Annotated in this window: 13 protein-coding genes; 4 read left to right on the top strand and 9 right to left on the bottom strand. The window is 31.7% G+C overall.

The window, feature by feature from the left end; translation table 11 throughout:
• Positions 1-161 precede the first annotated feature (161 nt).
• From licT to CD032_RS10770, 4 genes are all read right to left on the bottom strand, one after another.
• Complete coding sequence (licT, locus tag CD032_RS10785) at positions 162-986, bottom strand: BglG family transcription antiterminator LicT (protein ID WP_026034794.1); 825 nt, start codon at positions 984-986, stop codon at positions 162-164.
• A gap of 163 nt (positions 987-1,149) precedes the next feature.
• Positions 1,150-3,567 carry a heavy metal translocating P-type ATPase gene (locus CD032_RS10780; protein ID WP_019469244.1) on the bottom strand — a complete coding sequence of 806 codons (2,418 nt, stop codon included), beginning with the start codon at positions 3,565-3,567 and terminating at the stop codon, positions 1,150-1,152.
• Positions 3,560-3,904, bottom strand: a complete 345-nt coding sequence (locus CD032_RS10775) for an ArsR/SmtB family transcription factor (RefSeq protein ID WP_040030586.1) — start codon at positions 3,902-3,904, stop codon at positions 3,560-3,562. Before CD032_RS10775 ends, CD032_RS10780 begins: the two co-directional genes overlap by 8 nt.
• A gap of 393 nt (positions 3,905-4,297) precedes the next feature.
• Complete coding sequence (locus tag CD032_RS10770) at positions 4,298-4,915, bottom strand: TetR/AcrR family transcriptional regulator (protein WP_019469246.1); 618 nt, start codon at positions 4,913-4,915, stop codon at positions 4,298-4,300.
• Positions 4,916-5,075: 160 nt separating this feature from the next.
• Between CD032_RS10770 and CD032_RS10765 the strand changes: the two genes are divergently transcribed.
• Entirely contained in the window at positions 5,076-6,365 is a 1,290-nt protein-coding gene (locus CD032_RS10765; protein ID WP_103211475.1) for a YhgE/Pip domain-containing protein, read from the top strand.
• Between the two features lie 241 nt (positions 6,366-6,606).
• Entirely contained in the window at positions 6,607-8,316 is a 1,710-nt protein-coding gene (locus CD032_RS10760; protein ID WP_064264398.1) for an ABC-ATPase domain-containing protein, read from the top strand.
• 180 nt (positions 8,317-8,496) lie between these two features.
• Here CD032_RS10760 and CD032_RS10755 read toward each other — a convergent pair whose 3' ends face one another.
• The 4 genes from CD032_RS10755 to lqo all read right to left on the bottom strand — a co-directional run bounded on the left by CD032_RS10755 (position 8,497) and on the right by lqo (position 11,470).
• Positions 8,497-8,706 (bottom strand): helix-turn-helix domain-containing protein, encoded by a 210-nt coding sequence (locus CD032_RS10755; RefSeq protein ID WP_019469249.1) that lies wholly within the window; start codon positions 8,704-8,706, stop codon positions 8,497-8,499.
• 12 nt (positions 8,707-8,718) lie between these two features.
• Positions 8,719-9,363 (bottom strand): DUF2975 domain-containing protein, encoded by a 645-nt coding sequence (locus tag CD032_RS10750; protein WP_019469250.1) that lies wholly within the window; start codon positions 9,361-9,363, stop codon positions 8,719-8,721.
• A gap of 286 nt (positions 9,364-9,649) precedes the next feature.
• Positions 9,650-9,751, bottom strand: coding sequence for an SE2200 family small protein (locus tag CD032_RS10745; RefSeq protein ID WP_019469251.1), 102 nt, complete (start codon positions 9,749-9,751; stop codon positions 9,650-9,652).
• 228 nt (positions 9,752-9,979) lie between these two features.
• Positions 9,980-11,470, bottom strand: coding sequence for an L-lactate dehydrogenase (quinone) (lqo, locus tag CD032_RS10740; protein WP_019469252.1), 1,491 nt, complete (start codon positions 11,468-11,470; stop codon positions 9,980-9,982).
• A gap of 504 nt (positions 11,471-11,974) precedes the next feature.
• Here lqo and fadH point away from each other — a divergent pair.
• Entirely contained in the window at positions 11,975-12,739 is a 765-nt protein-coding gene (fadH, locus tag CD032_RS10735; protein WP_019469253.1) for a 2,4-dienoyl-CoA reductase, read from the top strand.
• Between the two features lie 151 nt (positions 12,740-12,890).
• Here fadH and CD032_RS10730 read toward each other — a convergent pair whose 3' ends face one another.
• Positions 12,891-14,417, bottom strand: a complete 1,527-nt coding sequence (locus CD032_RS10730; protein WP_040030592.1) for an SLC13 family permease — start codon at positions 14,415-14,417, stop codon at positions 12,891-12,893.
• 300 nt (positions 14,418-14,717) lie between these two features.
• Here CD032_RS10730 and CD032_RS10725 point away from each other — a divergent pair, with 300 nt between their 5' ends.
• Positions 14,718-15,224: a YfiT family bacillithiol transferase gene (locus tag CD032_RS10725; protein WP_019469255.1), complete on the top strand. Its 507-nt coding sequence runs from the start codon at positions 14,718-14,720 to the stop codon at positions 15,222-15,224.
• Positions 15,225-15,661: the final 437 nt, after the last annotated feature.

The raw sequence follows: 15,661 nt of genomic DNA, 5'->3' as shown, positions 1-15,661 counted from the left end.
ATACACATACGTCCCTACACAAAAGGTTCGTAATGCATTACTCTGGGTTTTGCCTACTTAAAGTTACAACCCCAAACGTTGATAGCAACATCAAAAGTAACAATATATAAGTTTAAACACAGTATAGTCTCTATAAAAATAAATGTCAACGCTTACATTTGCTATTTTAGCAGTCTTGCGATATGCAAGATTAAATAAACACGTTCATCGTTAGATATTTTGTGGTTATAATGTTTGAATAAAAAATCTGCTATTTTATCGACACAAACATCGGATTTAGCATACTTTTGTCTTAAAACATCAAGTAAGTTTTCATCTGTAACTTCACTTAAAGATTGTTGATTAATTAATCTTTGGCTAAAAAACTTTATGTGTGTCATAAATCTGGAATAATTGAGTTCATCTTCGTTGATAGATAGATTGAAATGATAACGAACAATATCAACAATACTTTTAGTGATTTTAGTAATTTCATAAATATTTGCAATATTTTCATCTAAACTAGCATTCACAATATGCATGGCAATAAATCCAATTTCATCTTTTGGCAACGTTACATTGAAATATTGATTGATTTTGTGTAATCCATCACGGGCTACGTCATATTCTTTGGGGTAAAGCGTGCGTATTTCATAAAGTAATGGATTTTTGATATCAAAACCTTCATGTGTGCGTTCGATGGCATAATTTATATGGTCAGTTAATGCGATATATATCGATTCTGAAATAGGTGAATCATAAAGTTTATTAGCTTCTTTAATGATTTGTTCGCTGACTAAAAGGACATCTTGATTGATTTCATCTAATAAAGTTAACATGCGTTCTTGATCTTGACTTGTTAAGCGAAACACTTTTTCAATTTTATCACGTTCTAATTGTTGGCCGTTTTTCTTACCAAATGCTAAGCCGTTTCCCATGACGATGCGCTCATTCCCATTAATTTTAGATAGCACAACGTTATTATTTAATATTTTAGTAATTTTCATAATAAAACATTCCCTTAGTTATATGATTTCGAATGCTTACATATTAAATATAGTTGAGAAGGTGTTCAATAGTCAAAATTTATTCTTTAATCTTATTATGAAATTTTATTTTAGTAGGAAAAAAGTTTGTATTAATATAAAAATTATAAAAAGCGAGCACAGTTTAAGTGCTCGCTTTTTGCTTATCTTTTTTAAATTTTAATAATCTCAATGAATTTAAAATAACTAGGATAGCAGCTCCAGTGTCACTTAGAACAGCTAACCATAAAGTTAATAACCCAGGAAATACCAATATAAAAGCAATTAATTTGATAATTACTGAAAAGTAAATATTTTGCTTAATAATTGTTTTAGCTTTTTTACTAATTGAGATAGATTTTGGAAGTTGTTGTAAGTTATCTGACATTAAAACAATATTTGCTGTTTGCATTGCGGTATCAGAACCAACGCCTCCCATAGCAATTCCTACATCACTTTGGGCAAGTGCAGGTGCATCATTGATACCATCGCCAATCATACCAACACGATAACCACGTTTTTGTAAGTCTTCAATTGCTGATAATTTATCTTTAGGCATTAATTTTGCATAAGTTTCGCGAATGCCTGCAAGAGCTGCAATTTTGTTTGCGGTCTCTTGATTATCACCAGTTAACATAACGGTATTTTTAATGTTGTATTCTTGCAACTGATGCATAGTTGCTTTTATATTTTCTCTTAATGGATCTTCTATAGTGATCAAACCATAAAAAGTTGTCTTAGAGGATATGATAATGATGGTGTAACCTTGCTTTTCATAATCACTAAACATTGATGCATGCGTTTTGATTTTAGGATTGATAGACTCAATCAAGCTTTGATTGCCGGCGTAAACGGTTTGATTATCTATTATACCTTTTATACCTTTGCCAGTTATATTTTCAAAATCACTAACATGTTTTGGTGAAATATTTAATTTAGAGGTGTAGTCAACAATAGCTTTACTGATAGGGTGTGTTGAATAAGCTTCCAAGCTAAGTGCAAGCTGTAATAGTGTTTGTTCGTCACTTTCCATATGCTTAACAGCTGTTACCTTAGGTTTTCCTTCAGTGAGTGTTCCTGTTTTATCAAATGCTATTGCATTTAAAGAACCTAATGCTTCTAAATAATTACCGCCTTTAATAAGTACACCATTTTTTGCTGCGTTACCGATTGCTGTCACTATAGCAACAGGCGTTGAAATGACTAACGCACATGGACAAGCGATAACTAGTAACTCTAGTCCTTTATAGAACCATTCACCCCAGGAGCCTAATGTAAGTATAGGTGGTATGAGCATTACTAATAGTGCTAATACAAAAGCAACAGGTGTGTAAATTTCTGAAAACTTGTCTATAAATGCTTGGGCAGGTGCTTTATTTTCTTGTGCTGCTTCTACCATCTCAATGATTTTTGAAAGTGTTGTATCTTCTACTAATGTAGTAACTTTAATTTTTAATGTACCATTTTCATTAATAGAACCAGCATAAACATCATCATTCGTCTTTTTATCAACAGGTATAGATTCTCCGGTAATCGGTGATTGATTTAAGCTAGACGTTCCTTCTGTAATGGTGCCGTCTAATGGTATGCGTTCTCCTGGCTTCACAAGAATAATATCGCCAACGTGAATCTCATGTAAGTCTTTAGAGATAATACCTTTTTGGGTATATAAGTTGGCAGTATTAGGTGTTAATTCCATGAGTGATTGAATGGAATTTCTTGTTTTATCTATCGAAATTGTTTGTAATAAAGTACCAATTGTGAATAGGAAAATAACAATAGCACCTTCGAAAAATTCACCTATCAGCATAGCACCAATAACTGCGACAGTCATTAAAACGTTCATATCCAAACTTTTAGATTTTAGTGAATAAAATGCACTTTTAAATGGTTTAAGTCCGCTAACCAATATGGCAACTGTATATAAAATATTAGCAATTTCAATTGGTAGTGATGTTATTGACATTAATAGTCCAAGTAAAATGAATGCAGCAGAAATGATGGGTTTGATAAACAATCTTATTTTCTGATCATTATCTGTTTTATTATTTTGTAAAATTGCAGTATAACCAATTTTCGCTACTTCTTTTATTATATTCTTTTCATTTTGTCCTTCCGTAGTAGCTTGTAGTTTACCTGTAGAAAAGTTAACTTGTGCATCTTTAACATACGGAAGGTTCAACACATGCTTTTCAACGGTTTTAGCACAGTTTCCGCAGTCCATGCCTTTGATAATAAAAGTGGTTTGTGTTGATTGCGATTGAGTGTTTTGAATCCCATAGCCTAGTTTTTCGACTGTTTTTACAATTTGGTTAGTCGTATCTGTAGTACTCACTTCTGCTGTTAATTTGCCAGTAGAGAAGTTAACTTTTGGATTATAAACATCATCTAATGGTAAGAGTGCTTTTTCTATCGTTGTGGCACAAGAACTACAATCGATACCATTAACTTGAAAAGTAAATTTCTGTAATGTATCGGATTCGTTTGTTATATTTTTTGATACTTTTTCATTGTTCGTATTTTGACAAGTGTTAGTGCAACAAACATCAGACGATTTATTCATTAGCATCATCCATTCTTAAGTTATTATGGTATTTGCAAGTGATAATATCATCTTTTGTTTCTTCTACGATATGATCAACCAGGCTCAATAATTCTAAAATATATGGATTTTTAATTTGGTAATATATATATTTACCATCTTGTCTAGCAGTTACTAAACCACATTCTTTTAAACAAGCTAAGTGTTGAGAAATGCTGGATTGGCTCATTTTTGAGCTTGAAACAATTTCGTTAACCGTCATTTCGGACACCTTTAATAATTCTAAAATAGTTAATCTAACTTTATTAGAAAGTCCATGTAAAAAACGTGCTTGTAATGTAAAATCATTACTATTCATTTTGAACACCTCATATTAGGAAAACTTAATATATAACATATTAGCATTATCTAATATGTTATGGAAGAGACTATCGTTAAAAATAAGAAAATGATATAAATTTGTTGAATTTTAGAGAGGGGGAACAAGTAAAAGTTGTAAATAATTGTAGGTGTTAGATAAAAAAGAATTAAATTGCAGCTACGTTTTGAAGAGGGTTCAATATTCATGTGCTAATATACTATGACCAAAACGAAACATGTAAAAAAGAGTTGAATCGAATATATTTCTTATTTTTAAGCGGCTGCACTTTGTTCGATATTATGAAATATAGGCATTCAACTCATTTTGCAGTAGTGTACATTAAACTGTTTTGCAAATGTTATTCTTATCCACGTTGCAAGATTATATCTATTATTGTTCACTTATATTGTATTGTTCTTTTGCCATTAACCGCAGCGGACCATAAAAAACAATTTTAAATAGGCTTTCTACTAAAGTTTGTGGATCAATTTTTCGATTATCTTTCACCCAATACTTAATGAAAGAAATAGATGCGCCTGCTACATAACTATGAAAATAGTCTAGCGGAATACCATCAACCGTATCTTTTGTGACTAAATGTTTTTTCATATTTTCATACATTACTTGGTTTATTTTTGTTTCTAACTGACTTCTTCTTTCTAACATAAATATGGTTTTATAGAATTCAAAGTTTGTATCGATATGAAGGATAATTTTTTTTAACTTTTCTTCAGTAAAAATACGAGCAAATGCTTCTACATCCATACCTACATAAAATTTATCTTTCGTGCTTAATGTATTAGACAATTCTTCAATATAATCATTTTCCATTTTGTTTAATAACATGTATTTATCTTCATAATGGAGATAAAAAGTGCCGCGATTAATATCAGCTTTGTGTGTAATATCACTAATCGTTATTTTATCTAAATCTTTTTCATTTAATAATTGTATAAAAGCATGTTTAATAGCATTTTGTGTTTTTCTAACACGTCTGTCTTCTGCCATATGTTGAATCTCCTTTGTATTTAATAGACATTTATATCAAAAGTGTTCATTAAAGAACGTCTTGAACATCATTGCGTATTGTATATCATTTAGTAATTATTATAATGGACAATGCGATAAATATTCAACACTTTGTTTATTAAATAGGAGGGAATCTTAAATGAATATTTTTAAAAATAAGTTATTATGGCTTGCACCGATTGCAGCTATTCTAATATTTGTAATATTTTCAGTCGCTTTTTATCCAGCATTTAACCCTAAACCCAAAGATATTCCAATTGCAATTGTTAACAACGATAAAGGTGTTGATATGCAAGGTAACAAGATTAATATAGGTGAAAATTTAGAAGATAAATTGCTAGATAGTAATTCAAATACGATTAAATGGATTCAAGTTGATAATGAAAAAGATTTAAAACAAGGTATGAAAGAACAAAAATATTTTGGAGCAGCTGTTATAGAAAATGATTTTTCAAAAAATGCGCTAAGTAAAACACAAAAAATCGTGATGGATGCTAAAAAAGAGGAAATGAAAGATAAAGTTCAATCTGGAGAAATACCAGCAGCACAAGCCAAAAAGATGCAAGAAAAGATGTCACAATCTGGCGAGAATCAACAAATAACGCCTCAAAAAGCAAGTTTTAAAACATTTATCAATGATGGTGCAGGAACACAAGTTTCACAAATGTCTTCTCAAGTTTTAAAAGGCATGGGTGATAACATGAACCAACAAATTACCAAACAAAGCTTGGGTATTTTAGAAAAGCAAAACATTGATTTAAAACCATCGGATATTCAAAGTTTAACGCATCCAGTTAAAGTAGATAATGAAAAAGTAAATAAAATAAGTAGTCATCAAGCAGGTGGCAATGGTCCGTTCTTAATGTTTATGCCTGTTTGGATGGGATCAATTATTATTTCAGTATTATTATTCTTTGCATTTAGAACAAGTAATAACATAACGATACAACACCGCATCATTGCATCACTAGGGCAAATTGCTATGACAATTGTTACGGCTTTTGTGGGAGCGTTCACGTACGTGTACTTTATGAAGATAGTATTAGATTTTAATTTCAGTGCGCCTAATACAACAGCTACATTTATTGCATTAGCAATCATGGGATTTGTCGGATTAATTCTAGGCACGATGACTTGGTTAGGTTTGAAATCTGTCCCAATCTTTTTCTTATTAATGTTTTTCAGTATGCAATTAGTAACACTGCCAAAACAAATGTTGCCTGATTTTTATCAAAAATATATTGTCGATTGGAACCCATTTGCTCATTATGCAAACTCATTAAGAGAAATTTTATATTTACATGGAAGTATTCAATTAGATACAACGATGTGGATGTTTATCGGATTTATGATTTTCGGTGCTGTTTCTGCACTGATTGCAGCTATTATTAGAAAGCACAGTACAAAACGTACAGAAATTCCTTCCTAAATTTTAAAAATACCCACATAAATTAGTAATTAAAAGTTAACTTTTTGTGGGGATTTTTCATGAAAATTAATATTAATGACGATACACAAGATGACGAAACGGAAAAAAACGAGAGAATATAGTTTATAAAGTGTTCCTTTTATAAAGTAAACTAACATTTATTACTGGAGTTAGTTTCACTGCTTCGGTAGTCTGGGTATGAAATAAAAGAGTATTAACCTATGTTAAAGGAGTGTTCCTTTTGAAAAACACATTGGAATTCGGAAAGTTATTAAAATCATTAGATGGACAAAAATATGGTGCATATAAACGACTTAAAGGTGAATATGCTTTTGATAAATTCCATTTAATTATAGATCATATACAAGCAGATCCTTACGCACCACCATCTAAAGTACGTGCTAAAATGCAGCGTCATATTGCCAATATCCCCGATGAATTATTAGATACAGAAAATAAAAAAATTGCTGTATCTGATTTTTTGACAAGGGCGTTTAGCAAAAGTATTAGCAAAGTGCTTAAATCTGATCAAGTCTCTAAAAAGAGACCGGATATTTTTATAGATCACTGTGGCCAAGAAATATTACAACGCACTTCTGTAGTCATTACTCATAGCGAAATTGAAGTTCGTTTTGAAGTAGGGTTACCAGCAGCAGGAAGAAAGATTTTAGGAAAAGTTGCCCATCATATTTTCATAGATTTACTACCTGAAATAGTAGAAAAAGCATTATTGTATAAACATATCAATCGAGCTGCATTAAATGAGCAAGTGACTACGATGATAGATCAAGTATTTATACGCAATGCACTGTCACGACAGAATTTAGTTGCATTTGTAGCGAATGATTCTATATTACCTAGGAAAAGTGGTGTGTCTGACACACCTTTACCTGACGCTGTAACATTCCAAAGTCCACAAGAATTTGAAATTCAATTGAATTTACCTAGTGGAAAGACAGTTAGTGGTATGGGCATACCTAAAGGCATTACACTCATTGTTGGCGGTGGATTTCATGGTAAATCAACGCTACTAGAAGCTTTAGAGCGTGGTGTATATCACCATATTCCAGGTGATGGACGTGAACTCATTATTACGTGTGATGATGCGATGAAAATCCGAGCTGAAGATGGAAGAAATATCGAGAAAGTAAATATTGAGCCTTTTATAAATAATTTACCAGGAAAAAAAGATACTATTCAATTTTCTACTGAAAATGCGAGCGGTAGTACATCACAAGCAGCAAATGTTATAGAAGCCTTAGAATCTCAAGCGTCGTTATTATTAATAGATGAAGATACGTCTGCAACAAATTTTATGATTAGAGATAGCAGAATGCAAAAATTAATCGCACCCGAAAAAGAGCCCATCACGCCTTTCGCTATGAAAGTAAAATCTCTATACCATGATTATCATGTTTCAACAATTCTAATTGTAGGAGGTTCTGGTGATTACTTCGATGTGGCTGATCAAGTATTAATGATGGATGAATATGTATTAAAAGACGTTACCCGTAAAGCCAAAGCAATTGCTAGCGAAGATAGTCACTCAAAAGATGAAGCGTCACTTAGCCAATTCGGACAAACTTCACAAAGAATACCACTGAAATCTAGTTTTTCAAATAAAGGTAAAGATCGTCGTTTTAAAGTAAAAGGTATGCATACGATTTTATATGGCAAAGAACGAATTAATATTTCAGGATTAGAACAACTTGTCGATGCTAGCCAAACGAATTGCATAGCAACCATGATAGATTATTATCAAAGTAATTTGTTGAATGAACAAGATACGACATCTCAAGCAGCTGATAAAATTTTTGATTTGATTAGTGATAAAGGGCTTGATATCATATCACCTCATCAAGGACATCCTGGTAATTTAGCATTGCCGAGAAAACAAGAATTCTGTGGTGCACTCAATCGCTATAGAGGATTAAATATTAAAACACATTAAAAAACAGGAGTGGAACAAAGTAATAAGTAAGTTCCACTCCTGTTTTCTGTTTCAATATAATCTTAGACGCCCGGTTAGTCTGAACTAATACAAGCGGGAGCCTAACTGCTATGTGGGATTAAGCCAAAGGTTTAACTATGATAAAAATAAGTTGACTTGTGAATTTAAATAAATTTTGGTTTACTCCTCAGACTCTGTGTATTCTATAATGTCTGCAGGCTGACAATCGAGCGCTTTACATATGGCATCTAATGTTGAAAAACGTATTGCTTTTGCTTTGCCTGTTTTCAAATTCGATAAATTTGCTACAGTAATATCAATTTCATTTGCTAATTCACTGAGTTTCTTTTTTCTATCGGCTAATATTCGATCTAATCTAACTACAATCATTTATCTAATCTCCTAAACGGTATAATCAAACTCATTTTGTAAGAATGCACCATATTTAAAAACATTTCCTATAATCCAAATAACGATACCCGCTAAAATAAGTGTGAAATTAAAATTAAAAAAGAAATCTGCAAAGGTTTCGATATCTTTATCTATCAGTGCATACAATTTAGCATTTTGCCCTAAAAAATTATAAACCATAAAATTACTTGCCAATTCAATAAATGCCTCAAATACACCTAATACAATAAAACAATAAGAAATTAAAATAATGATGTTTGCATTTTTATCTGTAAAAATTTGTCCTCTGCTAACATTTTTAAGCCATTTTCTGACATATGTAATCACCAGAATATAGATTGCAATTAATACAATTATTAATAATAGCATTAATATAACAGATGGTTTGGGAAAAGTAATACTATTGAGATCATGTTTTGTAATTTCATGTGAATTTAGTCCTAATGAATCTACCCAAAAAGGTTTATTTGCTTTATCTAATTGTGAGTTAATAAACGAGGAAGGAATGATTAATAGCGCTATAATTGCGATAATAATTGGTAACATACTAAGAGATGTTAAGACCAAAGCGATAGTTGCTAAAATAGTTAACGTTTTGACTAAAATACTAAAACGTTTGCTTTTAATTGTAGACATATTGACGCTCCTTTTTATTTGTTAAGTTCATTATAACTAAAATATATCGAAAATCAATACTTTTTTATCGAATAACGATAAATTAAATAGGTGAGTCGAATTGAATCGTTAGATATTACAAAAGGGAAATATAAAAATGTGATTGTGAAAACGTGTAGGAGTGGGTTTGCCAAGGGGGATATATAATGCAGAAAATGGTCAAAAAATTTATAGAAGCACTGTTTATATAACAATAATAAAAAAGCCAACATAGGTAAGTTATACCTATGTTGGCTCACATGATTTATTAATATTCAATATTTGGTGCTTTGTTTACATGTTGTTGATAACGTTTAAGACCTGCAAATGCTAATGCGCCTACAGCCACAACAATTAATAATTTTTTCATACATTTCGCTCCTTTAAGTGAATCAATGATAACAAAGTATTTCTAAAAAATACCAATGAACAACAAAGATTAAAGAACCAATAAACATTTAGTAATGATAAAATATTTCAAAACACATCTTGAAAGATGTGTTTTGAAAATAAACTGTTATTGTAGGTTCATAAATAAGTGTTTAACACTATCTTAATCTCAGTTCATTTTAGTTTTTACACTTAAGCAATCAAAAGTTTATTCGTAATAATTTAATTCAAGATCTTTTGAAGTTTGTTGACGAGTTTTTCTCATTAAATCAACATCTTCAATTAATGATTTACCATAAGAAGGTATCATTTTTTTGATCTTAGGTTCCCAATCATTTTTATATTCAGAGAAGTTTTTCTCTAATACTTCTAATGCAACAGATACAGATGTTGATGCTCCTGGTGATTCACCAAGTAATGCAATTACAGAATGATCTTCAGAGTTTACAACTTCTGTTCCGAATTGGATGAAGCCTTTACCATATTCTTCAGTATCTTTAATCACTTGAACACGTTTGCCGGCAGTATATAATTGCCAATCTTCATCGCGTGCTTCTGGATAGAAAGTACGTAAGTGGTTCATGCAACCTTCTTTTGTCATTAAAATTTGGTCAAATGAATATTTAAGTAGCGGTAAGTTTTTCGCTGCCGCTGCTAATAATGTTGTGATGTTGCTTGGTTTAACAGATTTAAATAAATCTAAGTTTGAACCATATTTTAAGAATTTAGGACCAATACTTGCGAACGGTCCAAATAATAATGTTTTTTGGCCATTAATGAAACGTGTGTCTAAATGTGGCACTGTCATTGGTGGTGTGCCTGGTGGTTCTTTACCATACACTTTGGCACCATGTTCTTCAATCACATTTGGATTTGTACATGTTAAGAATTGACCTGTGATAGGGAATCCACCTAAGTTTTTACTTTCAGGGATACCTGTTTTTTGTAGTAATGGGATAGCAGCACCACCAGCACCGATAAATACATAATCAGCTAACTGTGTTTGTGTTTCGCCAGTATTTGCGTTACGGATTTGAACTTCCCATTTACCATCGTTACGTCTATTGAAATCAAGTACTTCATGATGGTATTGAACTTCTACTTTTGGATTTTTTTCAAGGTTTCTCGCCATTTTACGAGTTAATTCACCAAAGTTTACGTCAGTACCTTCATTAATTTTGCTGGCAGCCATAATATCGCTTGCGCTATGACCTTGCATCATTAATGGAATCCATTTTTTCATTTCTTCAATGTCTTCAGTATATTCGATATTATCAAACATAGGGAAGTTTTTCATTGCTTCATAACGGTCTTTTAAAAATTTAACGTTATTTTTACCTCTTACAAAACTAATGTGTGGTAATGGATGAATGAATTCTCTAGGGTTTTCGATATAGTTATTTTTAACTAAATAGCCCCAGAATTGTTTAGAGATTTCAAATTGTTCATTAATCTCTTTTGCTTTTTCAATATCAATTGAACCATCAGGTTGCTGAACTGTATAGTTCAATTCACAAAGTGCAGCATGTCCTGTACCTGCGTTATGACGTTCGTTTGAGCTTTCGTCACCAGGACGATCTAAACGTTCGTACAGTTTAATGTTCCAATTTGGTTCAAGCTCATTAAGCATAGAACCAAAAGTAGTACTTAATACACCGGCGCCAATAAGAATGACGTCTTTTGACTCAGTTTTAGCCATAGTTCCTCACCTTTCATTCTTAATAACATCAGTAACAATTTGTCATACATTGTCACTCATCTTATGTCTTTATTTACTATTATATTACGCGACTCTCACATGTAAAAATACATATTAATCATATAACACATTCCTATTTGGAATATGTGAGCATACTTTTAATAATTTACCCTATATTTCAAGTATAAATCATTAAAAGTAAGTGATAATAATTGTTACATAGTAATATTACATTATAATTTCTATAAATTTCAATCAAATATGACTTAATAAAATATAAATAGATTAGAAATAAAAATTAGAGGTCTTAATTTATGTTTTTACACTTACTTTTAACATTTCAATTATTTAATCAGTAAAATGTTTCATATGAAACATAGATATAAAATGATGTTTATCAATCATAGGTCTTTATCATTTTATAAGAAAAATCAGTGAAACTTTGTTATACTTATCAATAAAATGTAAGCGCTTACTAAATTGATTGATAAAGGAGACACTATAATGAAAGATAAAGTGATAATGGTGACAGGTGGAAGTAGTGGTATGGGGAAAGCAATGGCGAAACGTTTTGCTGAAGAAGGTGCGAATGTTGTTATAACAGGTAGATCGTTAGAACGTTTAGAAGCAACTAAAAAAGAAATCGAACACCGAGAAGGACAAATTTTATGTATTGATATGGATGTTCGTGATGTTGAACGCGTGCAGTATACAGTGGATGAAGCCATTAATACTTTTGGAAAGATAGATGGTTTGGTGAATAACGCAGCTGGCAACTTTATATGTGCTGCGGAAGAACTATCGACGAATGGTTGGCATTCTGTGGTAGATATTGTGTTAAATGGAACTTGGCATTGCACACAGGCTGTTGGAAAAAAATGGATTGAACAAGGGCATCACGGTCGTATTATCAATATGGTGGCAACATATGCATGGCGTTCAGGGCCAGGTGTTGTACATTCTGCTAGTGCAAAAGCGGGTGTGTTAGCTATGACAAGAACGCTCGCTGTAGAGTGGGGTTCAAAGTATGGCATTACTGTAAATGCTATTGCGCCAGGCCCTATAGATAATACAGGGGGCTCTGGAAAACTTAGTTTATCGGAAGACGCACGTCAACAAACATTGAACAGTGTGCCTTTAGGACGCATGGGGCAACCAGAAGAAATTGCAGGATTAGCTAAGTTTTTATTTTCTGAAGAGGCAAATTACATTAATGGTGCTTGTATGACAATGGACGGCGGTCAATGGCTTAATCAAAACGCGTTTTAACATAATAGAGTGTTTGTATCATTTTATATAGCTATCATTAATATTAACAGGCTGTGACAAATAATCGTCTCAGCCTGTTATTCATTATAATGGTTCAATCATTCGCTAATGTTAGCAATGTCGAGTCTATTATAGAGAATAATTTTTTACATTAAATTAATCCGAGCCAATGCCAATAAGTAGCACTAAATAAAATAATAAGTAAATAGCCAATAACGGTTATAGGTATCCCTGTTTTTAAAAAATCTTTAACTGTAAATGTTTCTGTACCATAGGCCAACATTGATTGTGGTGAGCTTACGGGTAATAAGAAACCAAAGCTGATAACGAATTGCTGTATGAGTACAAATCCAATAGACTGATTTCCTAAATCTAACGTAGTAGTTAGTGAAATAAATACAGGTATTAGTGCTGATGCTAAGCTTGTTGCACTTGCAAAACCTAAGTGTATTAAAATATTGAAAAGTGCAATTAATGCAATGGTTACTACAAGAGGATAATGGTTTAAACCCATGATACCAAAGGTTTGATCACTCAACCATTGGGCGGCTGTAGTTTTTAATAGTACATTTCCTAAAGATATGCCGACGCCAAATACAATAATTGTTCCCCATGTTATACGACTTTCAGCTTCTTTCCAGGACATGACACCAATTTTAGGAGTTAACATAATAGCCAATGCTAATAAAATGATTGAAGATGAATCAATAGGATGTAATATCTTTTCGGTAGACCAAAGTATTAATAAAATGATGGATATGCTAATTAGACGCCATTCTTTAGCAGTTATAGGTCCCATAGCTTTTAACTGTTGCTGAATTAATGATTTGCCTCCCGAAAGTTCTTTTTCTTCTGGGGGCATGACTTTAAGCATGATAAAATAAAGCGCAATTGACATTAACATGGACCATGGTCCAGCATATAAGAACCACTGTCCCCACGATATATCAGTATTTAACTGATCATTAATAAAATTAATTGCGACAATGTTTTGTGCAGCTGCAGTTTTAATACCAATATTCCATATAGAAACTGCTTGCACAGCCGTGATAACTAAAAGTCCGGCTAATTTACTTTGTTTAGCAACGCCGAATGCTGTTATCATTCCTAATAATATAGGAATAACAGCACCTGCTCGTGCAGTAGCAGAGGGAACGAAAAATGCTAAAAATATTGCTACTAATATCGTTCCAATAACGATACGATTTGTCTTATTGCCTGCTACGGAAAGTACAATTAGTGCAAGTCTTTTATGAAGTTGTGTAATTTGCATAGCTGTTGCTAAAAAAAGAGCAGCTGCAACTAAAGCTAATGCACTGGTGGAAAACCCACTAAATGCAAGTTTTAAAGCATTACCTGTTCCAAAAAGTGAATCTCCCTTCAATATTTTACCATTTGACTGAGGGTAGCCTAGCGATTCAGATAAATTTTGTACCGGACTGAAACCTATTAATAGAATAATGAGTCCAACAATCATGACTGCAGAAACTGGATAAGTCACTGCTTCAGTAACCCATAATATGACTGCAAATAGCAATATTGCTAATGCGCTTTTAGCCATAAGCGGTAAACTTTCTGGTGTAGGTAATAACAAAATCGTGATTAAGATAATCATACTTGTGATTAACCAAAATGGCTTGAAATTAGATGTAGACTTGGTAGATGAATCTTTACTCATAAATTCCCACTCCCTTGTTAAATCCTTCACAATAATATTACAAATTTTATTAAGTTGTATCATTATAATTTAGGAAAGTTCATAAAAATTTACTAATTATGTATTTGTCATATCATTAATTTTATAAAATTTATGGTAATAACTAGGGAGAATACTTTTGTTATGAATATGAGTATATGCATTCCTAACTTCTACAATAAATAGTATGAAAGTTTAAATAGTCATAAATAGGCAATAGCATTACTAATGAAAAAATTAAAGATGTTATTAAACATTTAATAAATAAAAAAGGTGATTAATATGGATGTCAGATTTCCAATTGGTGAATTAGAAGTGCCAAATAAAGTAACATTAGAAGATATTCAAAAATGTCTTAGCGAAATTGAGTCGTATGCATATAGACTGAGACAAACTGTAGCTCATTTAAATGATGAAGCATTAAACAAGCAATATCGAGACAAAAGTTGGACTGTGCGACAACTCGTTCATCATATAGCAGATTCCCAATTAAATATGTTTCAACGCTTAAAATTGGCGCTAACAGATACGAATCCAGTTGTTGATCCTTTTATTCAAGATGAGTGGGCAAAACTTGCTGATAGTCAACTGCCTATAGAATGTTCCCTTAAAATGTTAGAAGGTATAAATGAACGTATTATAGCTATTGGCAATCATTTAACAGAAAGTGATTTGAATCGTACATTTACATTAAGAGGAAGCGGAGAAATATCTGTTGCTACTAAAGTTGCTAAATTAGCTTGGCACGAAGAGCATCATTTAGCGCATATTAAAATAGCATTATCATAATGAATATAATGGGGAGACCGTTCAATTTTAATCATTGAACGGTTTTTTAAATATATAAAATAGCAAACTGACTAACTAGGATAATTGTCACACTAATTACAATTATGTTACAGAAAAAATAAGTTTAAAAAGTACTTTATTCACTTTAGTAATAGGTTTTTTTACAAAATATCTTTTAATTTTCATTCAATTTTATGTAATTATTATGTAAAATGCATGGGGGTTTTTTAATTTCGCTGTAACCTACAAGGTTTTTATGGATGTTATAGTATTTACTGGAAATTGGTTGAAACAGCATTGGATTATACAAAAAATAGTTGGTTTCAATATCACAGTAAAAATAAATCTTAAAAATATAAAAACAAACTTGTAGGAGGATTTAATCAAAAATGAAAAAAACAGTATTAGCTTCAACATTAGCAGTAGGATTAGGTGTA

Origin of the sequence: Staphylococcus cohnii subsp. cohnii, from assembly GCF_002902365.1 — a bacterium.
In the GTDB taxonomy this organism is placed as follows: Bacteria; Bacillota; Bacilli; order Staphylococcales; family Staphylococcaceae; genus Staphylococcus; species Staphylococcus cohnii.
This window is presented reverse-complemented; position numbering and strand designations above follow the sequence as displayed.

Bases quoted from the DNA above. Each gene is read 5' to 3' on its own strand.
- licT (WP_026034794.1), bottom strand. From the start codon at position 986: ATGAAAATTACTAAAATATTAAATAATAACGTTGTGCTATCTAAAATT.
- CD032_RS10780 (WP_019469244.1), bottom strand. From the start codon at position 3,567: ATGAATAAATCGTCTGATGTTTGTTGCACTAACACTTGTCAAAATACG.
- CD032_RS10775 (WP_040030586.1), bottom strand. From the start codon at position 3,904: ATGAATAGTAATGATTTTACATTACAAGCACGTTTTTTACATGGACTT.
- CD032_RS10770 (WP_019469246.1), bottom strand. From the start codon at position 4,915: ATGGCAGAAGACAGACGTGTTAGAAAAACACAAAATGCTATTAAACAT.
- CD032_RS10765 (WP_103211475.1), top strand. From the start codon at position 5,076: ATGAATATTTTTAAAAATAAGTTATTATGGCTTGCACCGATTGCAGCT.
- CD032_RS10755 (WP_019469249.1), bottom strand. From the start codon at position 8,706: ATGATTGTAGTTAGATTAGATCGAATATTAGCCGATAGAAAAAAGAAA.
- CD032_RS10750 (WP_019469250.1), bottom strand. From the start codon at position 9,363: ATGTCTACAATTAAAAGCAAACGTTTTAGTATTTTAGTCAAAACGTTA.
- CD032_RS10745 (WP_019469251.1), bottom strand. From the start codon at position 9,751: ATGAAAAAATTATTAATTGTTGTGGCTGTAGGCGCATTAGCATTTGCA.
- lqo (WP_019469252.1), bottom strand. From the start codon at position 11,470: ATGGCTAAAACTGAGTCAAAAGACGTCATTCTTATTGGCGCCGGTGTA.
- fadH (WP_019469253.1), top strand. From the start codon at position 11,975: ATGAAAGATAAAGTGATAATGGTGACAGGTGGAAGTAGTGGTATGGGG.
- CD032_RS10730 (WP_040030592.1), bottom strand. From the start codon at position 14,417: ATGAGTAAAGATTCATCTACCAAGTCTACATCTAATTTCAAGCCATTT.
- CD032_RS10725 (WP_019469255.1), top strand. From the start codon at position 14,718: ATGGATGTCAGATTTCCAATTGGTGAATTAGAAGTGCCAAATAAAGTA.